This is a genomic window from Pseudomonas sp. B21-028 (assembly GCF_024749045.1).
Lineage (GTDB): Bacteria > Pseudomonadota > Gammaproteobacteria > Pseudomonadales > Pseudomonadaceae > Aquipseudomonas.
In genome coordinates this window covers 2,030,995-2,051,966 of sequence record NZ_CP087184.1, presented here as the reverse complement: position 1 = coordinate 2,051,966, position 20,972 = coordinate 2,030,995, and the positions used below count along the sequence as shown (strand labels likewise).

Annotated in this window: 17 protein-coding genes; 15 read left to right on the top strand and 2 right to left on the bottom strand. The window is 62.2% G+C overall.

The window, feature by feature from the left end:
- Positions 1–57: 57 nt before the first annotated feature.
- Positions 58–1,161: a 23S rRNA (cytidine(2498)-2'-O)-methyltransferase RlmM gene (gene rlmM / locus LOY35_RS09340; RefSeq protein WP_258632050.1), complete on the bottom strand. Its 1,104-nt coding sequence runs from the start codon at positions 1,159–1,161 to the stop codon at positions 58–60.
- 172 nt (positions 1,162–1,333) lie between these two features.
- Between rlmM and acnA the strand changes: the two genes are divergently transcribed.
- The 3 genes from acnA to LOY35_RS09325 all read left to right on the top strand — a co-directional run bounded on the left by acnA (position 1,334) and on the right by LOY35_RS09325 (position 6,836).
- A complete protein-coding gene (gene acnA, locus LOY35_RS09335; protein WP_258632049.1) occupies positions 1,334–4,075 on the top strand; it encodes an aconitate hydratase AcnA in 2,742 nt (913 codons plus the stop codon).
- A gap of 329 nt (positions 4,076–4,404) precedes the next feature.
- Complete coding sequence (locus tag LOY35_RS09330; RefSeq protein ID WP_258632048.1) at positions 4,405–5,193, top strand: CPBP family intramembrane glutamic endopeptidase; 789 nt, start codon at positions 4,405–4,407, stop codon at positions 5,191–5,193.
- 77 nt (positions 5,194–5,270) lie between these two features.
- Complete coding sequence (locus LOY35_RS09325; protein WP_258632047.1) at positions 5,271–6,836, top strand: PAS domain-containing methyl-accepting chemotaxis protein; 1,566 nt, start codon at positions 5,271–5,273, stop codon at positions 6,834–6,836.
- Positions 6,837–6,989: 153 nt separating this feature from the next.
- Here the strand turns inward: LOY35_RS09325 and LOY35_RS09320 are convergent, their stop codons facing one another.
- The gene (locus LOY35_RS09320) at positions 6,990–7,682 is read right to left on the bottom strand and encodes an alpha/beta family hydrolase (protein ID WP_258632046.1); all 693 of its coding nucleotides are present in this window, start codon (positions 7,680–7,682) and stop codon (positions 6,990–6,992) included.
- Positions 7,683–7,777: 95 nt separating this feature from the next.
- Here LOY35_RS09320 and ccoN (LOY35_RS09315) point away from each other — a divergent pair, with 95 nt between their 5' ends.
- From ccoN (LOY35_RS09315) to LOY35_RS09260, 12 genes are all read left to right on the top strand, one after another.
- Positions 7,778–9,202 (top strand): cytochrome-c oxidase, cbb3-type subunit I, encoded by a 1,425-nt coding sequence (gene ccoN / locus LOY35_RS09315; protein WP_258632045.1) that lies wholly within the window; start codon positions 7,778–7,780, stop codon positions 9,200–9,202.
- Positions 9,203–9,212: 10 nt separating this feature from the next.
- On the top strand, positions 9,213–9,821 hold the full coding sequence (ccoO, locus tag LOY35_RS09310) for a cytochrome-c oxidase, cbb3-type subunit II (RefSeq protein WP_258632044.1): 609 nt from the start codon (positions 9,213–9,215) through the stop codon (positions 9,819–9,821).
- A gap of 5 nt (positions 9,822–9,826) precedes the next feature.
- On the top strand, positions 9,827–10,030 hold the full coding sequence (locus LOY35_RS09305) for a cbb3-type cytochrome c oxidase subunit 3 (protein WP_258632043.1): 204 nt from the start codon (positions 9,827–9,829) through the stop codon (positions 10,028–10,030).
- Positions 10,027–10,983, top strand: coding sequence for a cytochrome-c oxidase, cbb3-type subunit III (gene ccoP / locus LOY35_RS09300; protein ID WP_258632042.1), 957 nt, complete (start codon positions 10,027–10,029; stop codon positions 10,981–10,983). The genes LOY35_RS09305 and ccoP (LOY35_RS09300) overlap by 4 nt, the downstream gene beginning before the upstream one ends.
- A gap of 504 nt (positions 10,984–11,487) precedes the next feature.
- Positions 11,488–12,930: a cytochrome-c oxidase, cbb3-type subunit I gene (ccoN, locus tag LOY35_RS09295; RefSeq protein WP_258632041.1), complete on the top strand. Its 1,443-nt coding sequence runs from the start codon at positions 11,488–11,490 to the stop codon at positions 12,928–12,930.
- Positions 12,930–13,538, top strand: coding sequence for a cytochrome-c oxidase, cbb3-type subunit II (gene ccoO, locus LOY35_RS09290; protein WP_003199605.1), 609 nt, complete (start codon positions 12,930–12,932; stop codon positions 13,536–13,538). Before ccoN (LOY35_RS09295) ends, ccoO (LOY35_RS09290) begins: the two co-directional genes overlap by 1 nt.
- Positions 13,539–13,544: 6 nt before the next feature.
- A complete protein-coding gene (locus LOY35_RS09285; protein ID WP_003183474.1) occupies positions 13,545–13,730 on the top strand; it encodes a CcoQ/FixQ family Cbb3-type cytochrome c oxidase assembly chaperone in 186 nt (61 codons plus the stop codon).
- Positions 13,727–14,710, top strand: a complete 984-nt coding sequence (ccoP, locus tag LOY35_RS09280) for a cytochrome-c oxidase, cbb3-type subunit III (protein ID WP_258632040.1) — start codon at positions 13,727–13,729, stop codon at positions 14,708–14,710. Before LOY35_RS09285 ends, ccoP (LOY35_RS09280) begins: the two co-directional genes overlap by 4 nt.
- A gap of 148 nt (positions 14,711–14,858) precedes the next feature.
- Positions 14,859–15,113: a type II toxin-antitoxin system Phd/YefM family antitoxin gene (locus tag LOY35_RS09275; protein WP_258632039.1), complete on the top strand. Its 255-nt coding sequence runs from the start codon at positions 14,859–14,861 to the stop codon at positions 15,111–15,113.
- The gene (locus LOY35_RS09270; protein WP_258632038.1) at positions 15,113–15,523 is read left to right on the top strand and encodes a type II toxin-antitoxin system VapC family toxin; all 411 of its coding nucleotides are present in this window, start codon (positions 15,113–15,115) and stop codon (positions 15,521–15,523) included. Before LOY35_RS09275 ends, LOY35_RS09270 begins: the two co-directional genes overlap by 1 nt.
- Before the next feature lie 185 nt (positions 15,524–15,708).
- Positions 15,709–20,097, top strand: a complete 4,389-nt coding sequence (locus LOY35_RS09265; protein WP_258632037.1) for an RHS repeat-associated core domain-containing protein — start codon at positions 15,709–15,711, stop codon at positions 20,095–20,097.
- Between the two features lie 12 nt (positions 20,098–20,109).
- Positions 20,110–20,583: an SMI1/KNR4 family protein gene (locus tag LOY35_RS09260; protein ID WP_258632036.1), complete on the top strand. Its 474-nt coding sequence runs from the start codon at positions 20,110–20,112 to the stop codon at positions 20,581–20,583.
- Positions 20,584–20,972 lie beyond the last annotated feature (389 nt).

Below are 20,972 nucleotides of genomic sequence, written 5' to 3'. Positions count from 1 at the left end.
TGGGAGCAAGGCTTGCCCGCGATGCAGGCGCCGCGATTTCTGAAAGACCGCGTTAACTCATCGCGAGCAAGCTTTGCTCCCACCAAGCTTTGCTCCCCCGGGCTTCTTGCTGTCCAGCCGACGCAAATGGCACGTCACCTCTTCGCGGTCGTGGTAAAGCTGCTTGCAACCGATTTCCACCTTGATGCCCCGTGCCTTGAAGCCATCGGCAATGCGTTCGAGCAGGCGTTTCACTTCGGCATAGCGCTGCTTCATCGGCAGCTTGAGGTTGACCACCGCCTCGCGACAATGGCCCTCGCCGATCCACTCTTCCAGCATCGCCGCGTTGCGCGCCGGCTTTTCGACGATGTCGCAGACCATCCAGTCCACCGGCTGCTTGGGCTTGAAGGTAAAGCCATCCGCCATCAGGTGCTGCACCAGACCGGTGTCCATCAGGCTTTCGGCCATCGGGCCGTTGTCGATGGCCGTCACCAGCATGCCGCGATTGACCAGTTGCCAGGTCCAACCACCCGGCGCGGCCCCCAGGTCCACACCGGTCATGTCACTGTGCAGGCGCTCGTCCCACTCCGCCCGTGGAATGAAGTGGTGCCAGGCCTCTTCGAGCTTGAGGGTCGAGCGGCTCGGGGCCTCCCGAGGGAATTTCAGGCGGGGTATCCCCATGGGCCACATCGCCGAGTTGTTCGCCTCCGCCAGCCCCAGGAACACTTCGCGGCCACTTTTGAAAGTCAGCAGCAGGCGCGGCTTGTGTGGGTCGTCCACCAGCTTGCCGGCGCCGGTCAGCGCCTTGCGCAGCGGGCCTTCGAATTTCTTGCAGAAATTCGACAGTTCCTTGCCATCGTTGGTGTCGACCACCTCCAGCCACAGGCTGCCGCAGACCGGAAACTGCGCCATGTGGGACAGGATGACACTGATACGGTCGGTTTCCGGCAGATCAATGAAAGTGCCGCAGGCCCATTGGCGCGGAAAAATCAGCCCGGCGAAACGCTGGCCGCGCATCAGCCGCTCGGCGCCGTCCGCTTCGGTGCAGACGAACTCGGCGCAGGCGCTGGCCGGTTTGGCCTTGGCATAGCCGGCCACATTGAGCCGGGCCGCGTGTTCGGCGATCTCGGAACAGACCTCGCCCTCGAAGCCGGGCCGGCAGTGCATGAAAAGCGTGTTCATTGAAACTCCGTAGCAAAGCCTGTCACGAAAACCGGCGCATGATAGCGGACTTCGGAACCCCGAACCTGCCCATAGAGTCCAGTGATTAGTCATCCGCTCAAAACAGGGCTAGGTTAAAGGCTCTGTCCGTCCCGTCAGTCCGTAGCCGTGCGGACTCAAAGGAGTGATTCCAATGCCGTCCCTCGATAGCCTGAAAACCCTTAAAACGCTGCAGGTCGACGCCAAGGTCTACCACTATTTCAGCCTGCCGGACGCCGCTCGCAGCCTCGGCGACCTGGACAAGCTGCCCATGTCGCTGAAAGTGCTGCTGGAAAACCTGCTGCGCTGGGAAGATGAAAAAACCGTCACCGGTGCCGATCTCAAGGCGCTGGCCGGGTGGTTGAAAGAACGTCGTTCCGACCGCGAGATTCAATACCGACCGGCACGGGTGTTGATGCAGGACTTCACCGGTGTCCCGGCCGTAGTCGACCTGGCCGCCATGCGCGCCGCCGTGGAAAAGGCCGGCGGCGACCCCCAGCGGATCAATCCGCTATCACCGGTGGACCTGGTGATCGACCACTCGGTGATGGTGGACAAATTCGCCAGTCGTCAGGCGTTCGAGCAGAACGTCGATATCGAGATGCAGCGCAACGGCGAACGCTACGCCTTCCTGCGCTGGGGCCAGAGCGCCTTCGCCAACTTCAGCGTGGTGCCGCCGGGCACCGGGATCTGCCACCAGGTCAACCTCGAATACCTGGGCCGCACCGTCTGGACCAAGGAAGAAGACGGCCGGACCTATGCCTTCCCGGATACCCTGGTGGGCACCGACTCCCACACCACCATGATCAACGGCCTCGGTGTGCTGGGCTGGGGCGTCGGCGGGATCGAGGCCGAAGCCGCCATGCTCGGCCAGCCGGTATCGATGCTGATTCCCGAGGTCATCGGTTTCAAACTCACCGGCAAGCTGCGCGAAGGCATCACCGCCACCGACCTGGTCCTCACCGTCACACAAATGCTGCGCAAGAAAGGTGTGGTGGGTAAATTCGTCGAGTTCTATGGCGATGGCCTCGCCGACCTGCCCCTGGCCGACCGCGCCACCATCGCCAACATGGCCCCGGAGTACGGCGCCACGTGCGGCTTCTTCCCGGTGGACGACGTCACCCTGGATTACCTGCGCCTGTCCGGACGCCCGGCGGAAACGGTGAAGCTGGTAGAGGCCTATTGCAAGGCCCAGGGCTTGTGGCGCTTGCCCGGCCGGGAACCGGTGTTCACCGACACCCTGGAGTTGGACATGAGCAGCGTCGAAGCCAGCCTGGCCGGGCCGAAACGCCCCCAGGACCGGGTTTCGCTGCCCAACGTCGGCCAGGCATTCAGCGATTTCCTCGGGCTGCAGGTCAAACCCACCAGCAAGGAAGAAGGCCGCCTGGAAAGCGAAGGCGGCGGTGGCGTTGCGGTGGGCAATGCCGATCAGGTAGGTGAGGCCGAATACGAGTTCGAAGGCCACACCTATCGCCTGAAAAACGGTGCGGTGGTGATCGCGGCCATTACTTCCTGCACCAACACGTCCAACCCCAGTGTGATGATGGCCGCCGGGCTGCTGGCGAAAAAAGCCGTGGAAAAAGGTTTGACCCGCAAGCCCTGGGTCAAGAGCTCCCTCGCGCCGGGCTCCAAGGTAGTCACCGATTACTACCAGGCCGCCGGCCTGACCGAGTACCTGGATCAACTGGGCTTTGCCCTGGTGGGCTACGGCTGCACCACCTGCATCGGCAACTCCGGCCCTTTGCCGGACCCGATCGAAAAAGCCATTCAGAAAGCCGACCTGACCGTGGCTTCGGTACTGTCGGGCAACCGCAACTTCGAAGGCCGCGTGCATCCGCTGGTCAAGACCAACTGGCTGGCCTCGCCGCCCCTGGTGGTGGCCTACGCCCTGGCCGGCACGGTGCGTATCGATATCAGCAGCGAACCGCTGGGCAACGACCGCGACGGCAATCCGGTGTATCTGCGAGATATCTGGCCCAACAGCAAGGAAGTCGCCGACGCCGTGGCCCAGGTGGACACTGGCATGTTCCACAAGGAGTACGCCGCCGTGTTTGCCGGCGACGAGCAATGGCAGGCCATCGAGGTGCCGCAAGCAGCGACTTACGTCTGGCAGCCAGACTCGACCTACATCCAGCACCCGCCCTTCTTCGACGGCATCGACGGGCCACCACCGGCCATCCGCAACATCGAAGGCGCCCGGGTATTGGCCCTGCTTGGCGATTCGGTCACCACCGACCACATCTCCCCGGCCGGCAACATCAAGGCCGACAGTCCGGCCGGACGCTACCTGCGTGAACAGGGCGTGGAACCGCGGGATTTCAACTCCTACGGCTCAAGGCGCGGTAATCACCAGGTGATGATGCGTGGCACGTTTGCCAACATCCGGATCCGCAACGAAATGCTCGGCGGCGAAGAAGGCGGCAACACGATCTACATTCCCAGCGGCGAAAGAATGCCGATCTATGATGCCGCCATGCTGTATCAGGCCAAGGGCACGCCGCTGGTGGTGATCGCGGGGCAGGAATACGGCACCGGCTCCAGTCGGGACTGGGCGGCCAAGGGTACGAACCTGTTGGGGGTCAAGGCGGTGATCGCCGAAAGCTTCGAGCGCATCCATCGTTCCAATCTGGTGGGCATGGGCGTACTGCCGTTACAGTTCAAGCTCGATCAGAATCGCAAGAGCCTGAACCTGACCGGCAAGGAGACCCTGGACATCCTCGGCCTGAACGACGTCGAACTGACACCGCGAATGAACCTGCCCCTGGTGATCACCCGCGAGGACGGTAGCCAGGAGCGGATCGAGGTGTTGTGTCGGATCGATACCCTGAATGAAGTGGAATACTTCAAGGCAGGCGGGATCCTGCACTATGTCCTGCGGCAATTGATTTCAGGTTAAACGCGATTCCTGTGGGAGCGAGCCTGCTCGCGAAGGCGATCGGTCAGTCATTGAAGTATTGACTGGCCCAGCGCTTTCGCGAACAAGCCCGCTCCAACAGTCCTGTCCTTGGCTGAAGAGTATCAATCACCGGATCAATCGCCGTTTTTTGTATCGCTCCGCTTATACTCCCTCTCGCCGGCGCTCAAGGACCTGAGCCAGCCGGCTGATTTTTCCACGCCTACGCATGAATCTGCATGGATACAAATTGTGCTCTTTGCGCGACATGGCAACGTCGTAGACGCGACGGCCACCCTCGCCTGAAGCTTCACAGCCTAAAAGGATGTTATATGCCTGCTCTGCCCTGGCCCTACCTGGCCTTCCTGTCCATCGGCTATTGCCTGGCCTTGGTCTTCGGAACATTGGCCTGGACCGCCGCCATCTCAATCGCACTGCTGCTACTCGCCGGTTATGCGGTTCGCCAGCAGCAGCTACCAATCGGCCGGTTTCTCGGTCACGCCCTTTTCCTCGTCCTGGCCGTCGCCCTGGCGCTGCACTGGATGCCGGGCTTTTTCAACGGGCGGGCAATCGCGGCCCATCGCCTGACCGATGACGCCGTACCATTTGCCATGTACTTCAACCAGGACAAGCCGCTGATCGGCTTCTGGTTGCTGCTGGCCTGTCCATGGATCATCGGCCGGCGCACGCTTGGCCTATCGATCCTGGCCACGGCCCTGGGCCTGACGCTGAGCGCAATATTGGCCCTGGGTGGGGCGATCGTGCTGGGCATGATCCACTGGGCACCGAAGTGGCCGGACCAGGCGTGGATCTGGGTCGCCAACAATCTTTTGCTGGTGACGATGGTGGAGGAAGCGCTGTTTCGTGGCTACATTCAAGGCGGTCTGAGCCGGCGTTTCAGCCTCCTACCCCACGGCGACAACCTGGCGTTGCTCCTGGCCTCGCTGCTGTTCGGCCTGGTCCATGCCGGCGCGGGTTGGCAATGGGTGCTGCTGTCCGGCCTGGCGGGAATCGGCTACGGCCTTGCCTATCGCTTCGGCGGCCTGGGCGCGGCAATCGCCACCCACTTTGGCCTCAATCTGCTTCATTTCGCCCTATTTACCTACCCGATGCTGGCGTGATACCGACGGGGAAAATAACTTCAATAAAAACCTGACGTTGCCGACAACCTTTCAAAGTCTTGCGGATTTTCCCCACCATGCGTAACAACCAACCCGTCACACAACGCGAAAGGACCTTTGCGGCCCAACAACGATTGATCTCCACCACCAATGCCAAGGGCGTGATCACCTACTGCAACGACGCGTTCGTTGAGATCAGTGGGTTTTCAAAGGAAGAACTGATTGGTTCGCCCCACAACCTGGTGCGCCACCCCGACGTCCCGTCGGCCGTGTTCGCCCATATGTGGAACACCCTGAAACAAGGCTTGCCATGGATGGGCATCATCAAGAATCGCTGCAAGAGCGGCGATCACTATTGGGTCAACGCCTACGTCACCCCGGTGTTCGAAAACAACCAGGTGGTCGGCTACGAGTCGGTCCGGGTCAAGCCCAGCGCCGAGCAGATCGCCCGGGCCGAAGCCCTCTACCAGCGCATCAACCAAGGCAAGTCGGCGGTCCCGCGTAGCGACAAGTGGGTGCCTATGCTTCAGGACTGGCTGCCGTTCATCCTGGTCAGCCAGTTGAGCTTCGTCGTGGGTGCCTTCCTCAATTCCTCCTGGGGGTTTGCCCTGGCCGCCTTGCTGTCGGTGCCCCTGGGGCTGATGGGCCTGCAATGGCAGCAACGCGGGATCAAGCGCCTGCTGCGCCTGGCCGAGCAGACCACTTCCGACCCGCTGATCGCCCGGATGTACACCGATAGCCGTGGCGTCCAGGCGCGCCTGGAGATGTCGATCCTCAGCCAGGAGGCGCGCCTGAAAACCTGCCTGACCCGTCTGCAGGACACCGCCGAGCACCTCAACGATCAGGCGCGGCAATCCAACACCCTGGCCCACAACAGCTCCAGCGGCCTGGAACGCCAGCGGGTGGAAACCGAGCAAGTGGCCACGGCGGTCAACCAGATGGCCGCGACTACCCAGGAAGTCGCCAGCCACGTGCAACGCACCGCCGACGCCACCCAGGAAGCCAACCGCCTGACCGGTCGCGGACGCGACATCGCCGGGGAAACCCGCGAGGCCATCGAGCGCTTGTCCGTGGTGGTGGGCGAAACCGGCCAGACCGTGACCCAACTGGCCAAGGACAGCGACGAGATCGGCGGTGTGGTGGATGTGATCAAAGGCATCGCCGACCAGACCAACCTGCTGGCCCTCAACGCCGCCATCGAAGCGGCCCGCGCTGGCGAGATGGGCCGTGGCTTTGCGGTGGTGGCCGATGAAGTCCGGCAACTGGCGCAACGCACCAGCGAATCCACCGGGCAAATCCACGCCCTGATCGCCAAGCTCCAGCAAACCGCCACCAATGCCGTGCAGACCATGGACGCCGGTCATCGCCAGGCCGAAGAAGGCGTGGCGCGGGTGATGGAAGCGGATGCAGCGCTGGTGGGCATCAGCGCAGCGGTGGCCAACATCACCGACATGACCACCCAGATCGCTGCCGCCACAGAGGAACAAAGCTCGGTGGCCGAGGAAATCAGCCGCAACATCAGCAACATCTCGGAACTGGCCGACCAGACCTCGGGACAGGCCCACAGCTCGGCGCTCCTGAGCGAAGAACTGACCCGCACGGCCAATACCCAGTACTCGTTGGTGGAGCGGTTCAACCGCTGACCGACGCCTGCTCGAATAAAAAACCCGGACAGCGTCAGCTTCCGGGCTTTTTATTGCCTGTCCTGACCCCATCGCGAGCAGGCTCGCTCCCACATATGGAGCGTGCGCCCCTGTGGGAGCGAGCCTGCTCGCGATGAGGCCCGCCCAATCACCTCACACCCGAAGAAGAAACCCCGCCACCCCCAGCGCCGCAGTTTCCAAGTGCTGCTCATGACTAAACCCCGAAGCCTTCAGCGGTTTCAAATCATGATCCCCCGCCACCAACCACAGCACCTCAATACTCGGCGATAAGGTGTAGCCCTTCACCGCCTCACGATTGCCCAGCGCATCGCGTTCACCCTGGACGATCAACGCCGGGGTCTTCAACCCGGCCAAATGCTCGACCCGGGGTTTCTCCGGCTTACCCGCCGCATAAAAGGGATAGCCCAGGCACACCAGGGCGTCCGCTTGCAGTTCGTCAGCCAACAGGCTGGCCATCCGCCCGCCCATGGACTTGCCGCCGATGGCCAGCCGCCCAGCGACATAAGGCCGCACCAACGCATACACCTCTCTCCAGCACTCCAGCAGTTTCGGCGCCGGGTTGGGTGGACGTTTGCCCCCGTCGAGGCGCCGTTGGGCCATGTAGGGAAATTCGAAACGCAACACGTTGACCCCATGGGCAGCAAGGCGCGCGGCCATTTCGTTCATGAAGCCGCTGTCCATCGGCGCGCCGGCACCGTGGGCAAGGATCAGGGTGGGCGCCTCGGCACCGGCACCCGATTGCGCCGCCGTCCACAGCCAGCCGTGTTGCGCCACGCACCGTGCCCATTGATCCCCGTCAATACTGGCCTTGTGCTGTTTGTCCATGCTTGCCTCGCTTTCAGTCTGCCTATAACTCCAGGCGAAGATGCCGCGCTGCCTTGCGCAGGCGCGCTCTTCGGCTGAACCGTGGATGGGGAACCATGAACACTTCTATCAGTACCGCCTACAACTACAAGGTGGTCCGCCAATTCGCCATTATGACGGTGGTGTGGGGCATCGTCGGCATGGGACTCGGGGTTTTTCTCGCTGCCCAATTGGTCTGGCCGCAGCTCAACTTCGATTTGCCCTGGACCAGCTTCGGTCGCCTGCGCCCGCTGCACACCAACGCGGTGATTTTCGCCTTCGGTGGCTGCGCCCTGTTCGCCAGTTCGTTCTACTCGGTACAGCGCACCTGCCAGACCCGGTTGTTTGCACCGAAAATCGCTGCGTTCTGCTTCTGGGGCTGGCAACTGGTGATTCTGCTGGCGGCCATCAGCCTGCCGCTGGGCTACACCAGCTCCAAGGAGTACGCCGAGCTGGAATGGCCGATCGACATTCTGATCACCATCGTCTGGGTTGCCTACGCCATCGTGTTCTTCGGCACCGTGGCCAAGCGCAACACCAAGCACATCTACGTCGGTAACTGGTTCTTCGGCGGCTTCATCCTGACCGTGGCGATCCTGCACATCGTCAACAACCTGGAACTGCCAGTGAGCTTCACCAAGTCCTACTCGGTGTATGCCGGGGCCACGGACGCGATGGTGCAATGGTGGTACGGGCACAACGCCGTGGGCTTTTTCCTCACCGCGGGCTTTTTGGGGATGATGTACTACTTCGTGCCGAAGCAGGCCGAGCGTCCGGTGTATTCCTATCGCTTGTCCATCGTGCACTTCTGGGCGCTGATCACCCTGTACATCTGGGCCGGCCCCCACCACTTGCACTACACCGCATTGCCGGATTGGGCGCAGTCCCTGGGCATGGTGATGTCGCTGATCCTGCTGGCACCCAGCTGGGGCGGCATGATCAACGGCATGATGACCCTCTCGGGCGCCTGGCATAAGCTGCGCAGCGATCCGATCCTGCGCTTCCTGGTGGTATCCCTGGCGTTCTACGGCATGTCGACCTTCGAAGGTCCGATGATGGCCATCAAAACTGTCAACGCCCTCTCCCACTACACCGACTGGACCATCGGCCACGTCCACGCCGGCGCGCTCGGCTGGGTGGCGATGATTTCCATCGGCGCGCTCTATCACATGATCCCGAAAGTCTTCGGCCGGCCACAGATGCACAGCATCGGCCTGATCAACGCGCATTTCTGGCTCGCGACCATCGGCACCGTGCTCTACATCGCTTCGATGTGGGTCAATGGCATCGCCCAGGGCCTGATGTGGCGCGCGGTGAACGAGGACGGCACGCTCACCTACTCCTTCGTCGAAACCCTGGTGGCCAGCCACCCCGGCTTCATCGTGCGGCTGGTGGGCGGAGCGGTGTTCCTCAGCGGCATGCTGCTGATGGCCTACAACACCTGGCGCACCGTGCGGGCCTACCAGCCTGCCGAAGTCGCCGCTGCCGCGCAGATGGCTTGAGGAGTCCGCCATGAAACACGAAACAATCGAAAAAAACGTCGGCCTGCTGATGCTGCTGATGGTCCTGGCCGTGAGCATCGGTGGCCTGACCCAGATCGTGCCGCTGTTCTTCCAGGACGTGACCAACAAACCGGTGGACGGCATGAAGCCCTACACCGCCCTGCAACTGGAAGGTCGCGACATCTACATCCGCGAAGGTTGCGTCGGCTGCCATTCGCAGATGATCCGCCCGTTCCGTGCCGAGACCGAGCGCTACGGCCATTACTCGGTGGCGGGCGAAAGCGTCTGGGACCATCCATTCCTGTGGGGCTCCAAGCGCACCGGGCCGGACCTGGCCCGGGTCGGTGCACGCTACTCCGACGACTGGCACCGCGCGCACTTGTACAACCCGCGCAACGTCGTGCCCGAGTCGAAGATGCCGGCCTACCCGTGGCTGGTGACCCAGGGGGTGGACAGCAGCCACACCGAAACCAAGCTGCGCGCCATGCGCACCCTCGGCGTGCCTTACACCGATGACGACATCGCCGGCAGCGTGGCCTCGCTCAAGGGCAAGACCGAAATGGACGCACTGGTGGCCTACCTGCAAGTGCTCGGCACTGCCATCAAGAGCAAGAGGTGAGCCCCATGTTTCTTGAAATGAGCACTGGAATGATCCGCGGACTGGGCACGGTGGTGGTGTTCGTCGCCTTCATCGGCCTGCTCCTGTGGGCCTTCAGCAGCAAGCGCGGCCCGGAATTCGCCCAGGCGCGCCTGTTGCCGTTCGCCGACGAGCCGCCAGCCGACACCGCCCATCCCCAAGACCCTGCAACAAGGAGCACCCGGCCATGACCACCTTCTGGAGTACGTGGATCTGCGTACTGACCCTCGGCAGCCTGATCGGCCTGACCTGGCTGTTAATCGGTACCCGCAAGGGCGAAACCAAGGGCAGCGTCGACCAGACCATGGGCCACAGCTTCGACGGCATCGAGGAGTACGACAACCCGCTGCCGCAGTGGTGGTTCCTGTTGTTCGCCGGCACCCTGGTGTTTTCCGTCGGTTACCTGGTCCTGTACCCGGGCCTGGGCAACTGGAAAGGCATCCTGCCCGGCTACGACAGTGGCTGGACCGGCGTCCATGAATGGGAAAAGGAAATGGCCAAGGCCGACGCCAGGTTCGGGCCGATCTTCGCCAAGTTCGCGGCGATGCCCGTGGAAGAAGTCGCCAAGGACCCTCAGGCCTTGAAAATGGGTGGCCGCCTGTTCGCCTCCAACTGCTCGGTCTGCCACGGCTCGGACGCCAAGGGCGCCTTCGGCTTCCCGAACCTGGCCGACAATAACTGGCGCTGGGGCGGCGCGGCCGACACCATCAAGACCACCATCATGGCGGGACGTATGGCGGCAATGCCGGCGTGGGGCGAAGTGCTGGGGGATGCCGGGGTCAAGAACGTAGCAGCGTATGTGCGTCGTGACCTGGCCGGCCTGCCGCTGCCAGCGGACAGCGGCGCCGACCTGGAAGCCGGCAAACAGGCGTTCAGCACCACCTGCGTCGCCTGTCACGGCGCCAACGGCCAAGGCACCGAAGCCATGGGCGCGCCGAACCTGACGCAACCAGCGGGCTTCATCTACGGCACCAGCCTGGCACAGTTGCAACAGACCATCCGACACGGCCGCCAGGGCCATATGCCGGCGCAGAGCGAACTGCTCGGCAACGATAAGGTGCAACTGCTCGCTGCTTACGTCTACAGCCTCTCGAAGAGAGAGGAGCAGTTGAGCGGCGAGCCGCAAGCTTCAAACATCAAGTAAAGGCAAAAAGCAAAAGCAAGAGCTGCAAGCGACGAGTACCTACTTGCAGCTTTCAGCTTGCAGCTCGAAACTCGTAGCTGCTTCTATTTGTCGCACCCTCCCAAGGTCTTTCTTTCGGTTCCCTGGAATCGGGTCTAAGCTTGCTTCTGCGTGTACTGGCGACTGCCGGTTTCAGGTCGACCCGACCCGATGTGTTCGACAATCGTTCGACAAAAACGCCGTAAAGACAGGCAGATACCGGCTGTGACGACAATGGCCCGGTATCCCCCGAACGCCGTGTTTGAACACACCCCGTTACAGCCGACCTGATCCCCTCGCCTTTTTCCTTCGGCGCGACACTTTGTCGAGGGCCCATTTTGTCCCTACGCGGCGCAGGGAAAGGCCGCAGAATCAGCTCTTGAAAGCATTGCCCCAGGTCATGGCGCGTTGCAATGACCCCTCGCTTTCTCCATACTTGCGGCCGATTTTTATCCTAATAAAACACCCAAACCGTGGAACCTTAGAATGAGCACAGCAATCAGTCCGACTGCTTATAACTATAAGGTAGTCCGCCAGTTCGCCATCATGACGGTGGTCTGGGGGATCCTTGGCATGGGGCTCGGTGTCTTCATCGCCTCGCAACTGGTCTGGCCGGAGTTGAACTTCGATCTGCCATGGACGACGTTTGGACGCCTGCGCCCGCTGCACACCAACCTGGTGATCTTCGCCTTCGGTGGTTGTGCATTGTTTGCCACTTCCTACTACGTCGTGCAGCGAACCTGCCAGACGCGACTGATCTCCGACAGCCTCGCGGCCTTCACCTTCTGGGGTTGGCAAGCGGTCATCGTCGGCGCGATCGTGACCTTGCCCATGGGTTTCACCACCACCAAGGAATACGCGGAACTGGAATGGCCCCTGGCTATTCTGCTGGCCATCGTCTGGGTGACCTACGGCCTGGTGTTCTTCGGCACCATCGTCAAGCGCAAGACCAAGCACATCTACGTCGGTAACTGGTTCTACGGTGCCTTCATCGTCGTGACGGCCATGCTGCACATCGTCAACCACATGTCGCTGCCGGTCAGCCTGTTCAAGTCGTACTCGGCCTATTCGGGCGCGACCGACGCGATGATCCAGTGGTGGTACGGCCACAACGCCGTGGGCTTCTTCCTGACCACCGGCTTCCTGGGGATGATGTACTACTTCGTGCCGAAGCAGGCCGAGCGTCCGATCTACTCCTATCGCCTGTCCATCGTGCACTTCTGGGCGCTGATCACCCTGTACATCTGGGCCGGCCCGCACCACCTGCACTACACCGCGCTGCCGGACTGGGCGCAGTCCCTGGGCATGGCCATGTCGATCATCCTGCTGGCGCCAAGCTGGGGCGGCATGATCAACGGCATGATGACCCTCTCGGGCGCCTGGCATAAGCTGCGTACCGACCCGATCCTGCGTTTCCTGGTGGTTTCGCTGGCGTTCTACGGCATGTCGACCTTCGAAGGCCCGATGATGGCCATCAAGACCGTCAACTCCCTGAGCCACTACACCGACTGGACCATCGGCCACGTCCACGCTGGCGCGCTCGGCTGGGTGGCGATGATTTCCATCGGCGCCATCTACCACATGATCCCGAAACTGTTCGGTCGTGCGCAAATGCACAGCACCCCGCTGATCAACGCGCACTTCTGGCTCGCGACCATCGGTACCGTGCTCTACATCGCCTCGATGTGGGTCAACGGCATCACCCAGGGCCTGATGTGGCGTGCGATCAACGACGACGGCACCCTGACCTACTCGTTCGTCGAAGCGCTGCAAGCCAGCCACCCTGGCTACATCGTCCGAGCCCTGGGCGGCGCGTTCTTCGCCAGCGGCATGCTGTTCATGGCCTACAACGTGTACCGCACCGTTCGTGCTTCTGACCCGGCTGAAGCTGAAGCCGCCGCCAAGATCGCCGTAGTTGGAGCTCACTGATGAAGCACGAAGCAGTAGAGAAGAATATCGGCCTGCTGGCCTTCTTCATGGTCATTGCCGTGAGCATCGGCGGCCTGACCCAGATCGTTCCGCTGTTTTTCCAGGACGTGACCAACAAGCCGGTCGAAGGCATGAAGCCGCGTACCGCCCTTGAACTGGAAGGCCGCGACATCTACATCGCCAACGGCTGTGTCGGCTGCCACTCGCAGATGATCCGTCCGTTCCGCGCCGAGACCGAACGCTACGGCCACTACTCGGTCGCCGGCGAAAGCGTCTGGGACCACCCGTTCCTGTGGGGTTCCAAGCGTACCGGTCCGGACCTGGCCCGCGTTGGCGGCCGTTACTCCGATGACTGGCACCGTGCGCACTTGTACAACCCGCGCAACGTGGTACCTGAGTCGAAAATGCCGGCCTACCCGTTCCTCGTGGAAAACAAGCTCGACGGCAAAGACACCGCGAAAAAAATGGAAGTCCTGCGCACCCTGGGCGTGCCTTACACCGACGAAGACATCGCCGGTGCCAAGGATGCCGTGAAGGGCAAGACCGAAATGGACGCGCTGGTGGCCTATCTGCAAGGCCTGGGCACCATCATCAAAAGCAAACGGTGATTCTTAATGGATATCGGGATGATTCGCGGCCTGGGCACCGTCGTCGTGATGGTGGCTTTTATCGGTCTGGCCCTGTGGGTGTTCAGCCCCAAGCGCAAGTCGGAGTTTGACGACGCGACCTTGCTGCCGTTCGCGGATGATCCCGAAGCCATCAAGCACGTCGAGCAAGCTTCTAGGAGTAACAAAGAATGACAACGTTCTGGAGTCTGTACGTCACAGTCCTCAGCCTGGGAACGATCTTCTCCCTGACCTGGCTGCTGCTGTCGACCCGCAAGGGCCAGCGCAGCGAGGCCACCGAAGAGACGGTTGGCCATTCCTTCGACGGGATCGAGGAATACGACAACCCGCTGCCGAAATGGTGGTTCATGCTGTTCGTGGGCACCATCGTGTTCGCCCTCGGCTACCTGGCGCTCTACCCTGGCCTGGGCAACTGGAAAGGCCTGCTGCCAGGCTATAACTACCTGGACACCGAAAAGCAGACCGCTTTCGCCAACGGCCAGACCGGCTGGACCGGCGTGCACGAGTGGGAAAAGGAAATGGCGCGCTCGGATGCCAAGTTCGGTCCGATCTTCGCCAAGTTCGCCTCCATGCCCATCGAAGAAGTTGCCAAGGATCCGCAAGCCTTGAAGATGGGCGGCCGCCTGTTCGCCTCCAACTGCTCGGTCTGCCACGGTTCCGACGCCAAGGGTGCCTACGGCTTCCCTAACCTGACCGACGCCGACTGGCGCTGGGGCGGTGAGCCGGAGACCATCAAGACCACCATCATGGGCGGTCGTCACGCGGTGATGCCGGGCTGGGCTGCCGTCGTCGGCGAGCAGGGTGTCGCCGACGTGGCGTCCTACCTGGTGACCAGCCTGCACGGTCGCAAACTGCCGGAAGGCGCCAAGGCCGATCCGGCCAATGGCCAGAAACTCTTCGCTGCCAACTGCGTGGCCTGCCACGGCCCGGCAGGCAAGGGGACTCCGGCCATGGGCGCGCCCGACCTGACGCACCCGGCCGCATTCATCTACGGTTCGAGCTTCGCTCAACTGCAGCAGACCATCCGTTACGGTCGCCAGGGCCAGATGCCTGCCCAGGCCGACCTGCAAGGCAACGACAAGGTCCACCTGTTGGCCGCCTATGTCTACAGCCTGTCCCACGGCGAAAAGGCCTCGGCCGCTGACGCCCAGTAAGGCTTGCGCCTGATACACGAAAGGCCCCGTCAATGCACATTGACGGGGCCTTTTTCATGGCCGGTCCGATAGAACGCTACCGTTTCTCTTGCCGCCAATCAGCCCAGGTAGTAACGTGCCTACATTCGAGTTCCATGAGGGCACATCCATGTCCATCACCACCATGTCCAGCCGCGAATTCAACCACGACACAAGTGGTGCCAAAAAAGCGACCCGAGAAGGACCAGTCATCATCACCGACCGTGGCAAGCCGGCCCATGTGCTGCTAAGCATTGAGGAGTACCAGAAACTGACCGGCATCGGCGTCAGCATTGTCGAGCTGCTGGCCATGCCCGATGCGCCGGATATCGATTTCGACACCGAGCGCGCCATCATCATTCCTCGAGCGGTAGACCTGTCCTGATGTACTTACTCGACACCAACGTCATTTCGGAATTGCGCAAGCCCCAGGCCGACAGAAATGTGCAGGCCTGGGCCCGCAGCGTGGCCGCCCCCAGCCTCTACGTTTCGGCGATCACCGTACTGGAACTGGAAACCGGCGTGTTGCGTTTCGAACGCAATGACCCGAGCCAAGGCAGTCGCCTGCGGACCTGGCTGGATAACCACGTCTTGCCCGCCTTTGCCGGCAGGATCCTGGCGGTAGACCGCGCCGTGGCACTGCGCTGCGCCCGCCTGCACGTGCCCGACCGCAGCAACGAATGCGACGCGCTGATCGCCGCCACGGCCCTGATCCATGGCCTGACCGTGGTCACACGCAACGTAGCGGACTTCGAGGCCAGCGGGGTCACGCTGCTCAACCCGTGGGAGGCCTGACACCGCGGCGAAAGCGGCTCTCCGGGATGATTGACCAATCAGTTGCCTGATACCGCCGAAGCTGGTCCAATGCCCGATCGCACGGATACGCAAGTCAAGATTGCCAAGGAGACAAGGCGCAATGGAAGGCCTCACAGCGCGGGAACCAATCACGTTCAGCGGCTCCTCCTGCACGGGTAACGTGCATGTCTGACGTACTCTGGGCTGCCCGCCTGGGCGACGCGCTGGACCACACCTCGATGATGGCCGACATCCTCGGCGGCGTGCTGGAAGTGGCGGCCAACATCGCGATCACGGCCGTCGCCACCGCTGCCGTGGTGGCGGCCACCGGCATCACGGTCGCGACCGGCGGCCTGGGCTGCTTCCTGCTCGGTGCCGTGGTCGGTGCGGTCGTCGGCCTTGCCATGAGCAAGACCGGCGCCGACAAGGGCCTGAGCAATATCTGCGAGGGCATCGGCAACGCCCTCTTCCCGCCCACGGTGCAGGCCAACATCCTCACCGGCTCCACCGACACCCTGACCAACAACATTCCCGCCGCCCGCGCCGCCGGAGCCATCGAGTCCCATGTCGCGCCGGCCGGCACCGAACTCGAAGCGCCCGAGCCCAGCTACCTGGATATGGCCGAGAGCTTCTTCTCGCAGATGTGGCGGCCCACCGTTGCCACGCCCGCGCCCGGCGCCGTGCCCAAGCCGCTGGACATGATCACCTGCCTCAAGCATCCGCCGATGCCGCCGCAGTTCCTGGCCGAAGGCTCGGACAAGGTCACCATCAACGGCCAGCCCGCCGTGCGCAGCGGCGACCGCAGTACCTGCGAGGCCAAGGTGGTGTCGTCCGGGTTGATTTCCCCTGACGTGACCATCGGCGGCGGCACCGTGGTGGTCCGCGAGATCCGCAGCGGCAAGACGCCGGGGGTGGGGCTGGCGGTCACCGCGTTGCTGATGCTCAAGGGCAGCAAGGGCAAGTTCTTCAGCAAACTGCCGTGCATGCTGGCCGGGGCAGCGGCGTCGATGGCGGTCAGCAGCGCCATGGGCGCGGCGGCCAATGCAGCCATGGGTTCGTCGAATCCGGTGCATGCCGCCACCGGGGCCAAGGTGCTGGGCGGCGATGAAGAGCTGGATTTCGTGCTGCCGGGGATTCTGCCGATCGATTGGCAGCGCTTCTACAACAGCCGTGACGAGCGCGGCGAAGGGCTGTTCGGCGTCGGCTGGAGCGTGCCCTACGAGGTGTGCGTCGAGATCCGGCCTCACCCCGAAGGCGGTGAGACCCTGGTCTACACCGACGAACAGGGCCGCCCAATCGACATGGGGTCGATCCCACTGGGTGGCGCGGTGTTCAGCGCCGGCGAAGGCCTCGCCGTGCGGCGCCATGTCAACGGGCAATTGCTGATCGAAAGCGCGGACGGCCTGTATCGTCTGTTCGAACCGACGCCGGGGAACGCGGCTTTGCTGCGCCTGAATCAGTTGGGCGACCGCAACGACAACCGCATTCACCTCGACTACGACGACGCCGGGCGCCTGGTGCGACTGCGCGATACGTTCGATCTGGTGCAGGTCGAACTGGCTTACGAACGTGAACGTGTCAGCCAGATCCAACGCCTGTACCCCGACCAGCAACGGGAAATGCTGGTCAGCTACGCCTACGACGCGGTAGGCAATCTGGTCGAAGTGCGCGACGCCACCGGCCAGGTGCAACGACGCTTCGCCTACGACGCCGGCCGGCGCATGGTGGAACACCAACTGCCCACGGGCCTGCACTGTTTCTACGACTGGGCCTTGATCGAGGACCAGGAATGGCGCGTGGTCCGGCACTGGACCGACGAGGGCGATGCCTACCAGTTCGACTATGACCTCACGGCCGGCATCACCCGCATCCGCGACGGCTTGCAGCGGCTCAGCACCCGGCACTGGAACAGTCAGCACCAGATCACCCAGTTCACCGACACGCTCGGCCAGACCTGGTCGTTCGAGTGGAACGACGAGCGCCAGATGCTCGCCGCCACCGACCCGCAGGGCGGGCACTACGCCTACAGCTACGACGAAGCCGGCAACCTGATCAGCGAAACGGACCCGCTGGGTCGCAGCGAACCCACTCTCTGGCTGGAACACTGGGCCCTGCCGCTGGTGGACACCGACGCCGCCGGCCACAGCTGGACGTACCGCTACGATCAGCGCGGCAACTGCATCGCCGAAACCGATCCACTGGGTCATGTCACCCGCTACCGCTATGACGCCCACGGCCAGGTCATCGAGATCATCGACGCCACCGGCAAAAGCAAGACGCTGCGCCGGAACCCGTTCGGGCAACTGGTGGAGCATGTCGATTGCTCGGGTTACCCGACGCGGTTCAGCTACGACCAGCGCGGCTACCTGCAGACCATCATCGACGCTCTCGGCGAGCGCACCCAGTTCAGCTATGACGCCCAAGGTCGGTTGCTTTCCAGCCAGTTGCCGGACGGCCGCAGCGAGCTTTACCAGCGCGACGTCGCCGGCCAGTTGACCGGCTACACCGACCCGGCCGGGCACACCACGCTCTACCAGCACAACCGCCGCGGCCAGGTCCGCCAACGCACCGACGCCCAGGGCCGGCAGGTGCAGTTTGCGTATGACAGCTATGGGCGACTGCAAGCATTGGTCAATGAAAATGGCGAGAGCTATCGGTTTGCCTGGGACGCCGGCGACCGGTTGGTTGAACAGCAGGATCTGGACGGCAGCGCCAAGCGCTACACCTACGACCGGTTGGACAATGTCGCCGCCGTGACGGCCGTTCCGGCCCCTCACGGCACCGGCCTGGCGGTGGTTCCCGAAGCGCCACCGTCGCCCATCGTCCATCGGCTGGAGCGCGATGCGGTGGGTCGGCTGATCGCCAAAGTCACCGACGATGGCCGCACCGAATACGCCTACGACCCGCTGGACCAGCTCACCGCCGTTACCTTCACCGACCATCAAGGCAACGCCCAAAGTCTGAGCTTCGCCTACGACGCCCTCGGCCAGTGGCTGGCCGAAGACAGCGCCGCCGGCAGCCTGCAACACCGCTACGACGAACTCGGCAACCTGATCCAGACCCAACTGCCCGATGGCCGCTGGCTCAACCGGCTGTACTACGGCAGCGGGCACCTGCACCAGATCAACCTCGACGGCCAGGTCATCAGCGACTTCGAACGCGACCGCCTGCACCGCGAGGTGCTGCGCACCCAAGGCCAGATCAGCACCCGCAGCGAGTACGACCGCAGCGGCCGCCTGCGCTCGCGCCAGCGCCGCCACACCAGCCAACCCTCGCTGATGCCGGCCGCGGTGCAAAAACACTTCGAGTACGATCCCGCCGACAACCTGATCGGCAAACTCGACCAGCAACCGGCCGCCCAACACCGCCAACTGCTGCACTACGACGCCACCGGCCGCATCATCGCCAGCCAGGACAGCCTCCACGGCCAACGCGAAACCTTTGCCTACGACGCCGCCGCCAACCTGCTGGACGGCCCGCAAGCCGGTGCCGGACGGGTGGTGCACAACAAACTGCTGACGTATGAGGACAAGCGTTACCGCTACGATGCGTTCGGCCGGATGATCGAAAAACGCAGCGCAAAACGCGGCCTGCAACGCTTCGCCTACGATGCCGAAAGTCGCCTGATCGAAGTGCGCAACGAGCATGGCAGCGTCGTGCGCATGGCCTACGATCCCCTGGGCCGACGCATCGCGAAAACCGAGCACGACATCCACGACTATCCGCTCGGCGAAACCCGTTTCACCTGGGACGGCCTGCGCCTGTTGCAGGAGCATCGCCACCAGCAGAGCAGCCTGTACCTCTACGACGACAATAGCTACGACCCCCTGGCCCGCGTCGACGGCACTGGCCCGCTGCAAAAAGTCCGCTATTACCACAACGACCTCAACGGCCTGCCGGAACAGCTCACCGAAGCCGATGGGCACAACGTCTGGCAGGCAACGTACCGGGTCTGGGGCAACACCCTGTCGGAAGTGCGCGAGCCGTATTACATCGAAGAGCAGAACCTGCGGTTCCAGGGGCAGTACCTGGACCGGGAGACGGGGCTGCATTTCAATACGTTCAGGTTTTACGATCCGGATGTCGGAAGGTTTACGACGCCGGATCCGATTGGGTTGGAAGGTGGACTCAATCTTTACCAATACGCGCCGAACCCGATCGGTTGGGCGGATCCATGGGGCTGGGCGTATGCCGGGGTCGACTTCACCGGAAGCAGTGATCTTTATCCGATAACGGGCTCACAAAGAAATATCGTGACGATCAAGATGCAAGGCTCCAGGTCGCGCGATTTTACTCAAGCCTTCAAGGAAGCAGGTATTCCCAGAAGTGCCAAGAAGGACTACACCTGGCACCACGTTGATGACTTCGACCCGAAAACGGGTCATACAACAATGCAGCTTGTCAAAAAATCTGCCCATGAGGCCACATACCCTCACGGCGGCTCAGTTGCTCAGTATGAAAAACATTTCAAGGTTAATTACGACAGCAGTGAGTCAGTCCTCGCAGCCTCAAAAAAGGGCTGGCTGGCCAACAAAATTCCCAACAGCAAAGTCAAACCTGGGCGCTGCTCATGACTGGAGATTTCGATGCTTGAAAACAAGTTCTCAGATTGCGAAACGGCTATTACCTCTACCGATCTGGACCACCTAGAGACCATCATTGGTAAGAAACTGCCCATTACTTTTAGAAACCACTACCTCAAGTACAACGGAGGCATGCCGGAACGGGCTTACTGGGTCAGCGAAGATTTTTACGATCCAATCGAAGTAGCCTCCTTCAGGCCGATTGCCTATGGGGAGCCCACGCTTCTATCCACCTATCAACTCATGCTGAAGAAACAAGTTCTTCCTACACACCTCCTTCCTTTTGCAGACGACCTGGGTGGCAACTTTTTTTGCTTGAACCTTGATTCAGGAGCCATCAGTTACTTCACCACCGATACTTTCGACAGCGACCTCAGCCCTGAAGAGAATCAGGCCGAGTCCGAAAAACTTGTATGCTCGAATTTCCTTCGATTCGTCCAAGGCTTGATCGACGAGGAGGATTTGGACGAAGCATGAACCATCGCAGTACAAAACGCGGATTCAAGAACACAATCCTGTGGCGAGGGGATTTATCCCCGCTGGGCTGCGCAGCAGCCCCAACAACCATGCACAGAGGTTCTTCTGGAAGACCGCATAAATCTGACTACGGCTGCTGCGCAGCCGAGCGGGGATAAATCCCCTCGCCACGAAGTGCAGGCAACCTTCAGAGCGTGCCGACACCCTGGCTACCGCGCTCGTCCAGGCTACGCAACCTTGCGTCTTTACCTACGACTACGCCAGAAATCATGTTCAAGGACACACCCAATCCGCCGAAGGCGGACTCCACCTCCTCCAATCGTCCGCTATGGCTGGACGACTATACTCTGCAAGTCAATTGATCTGAGTCATGACTTGTTACATCCGCT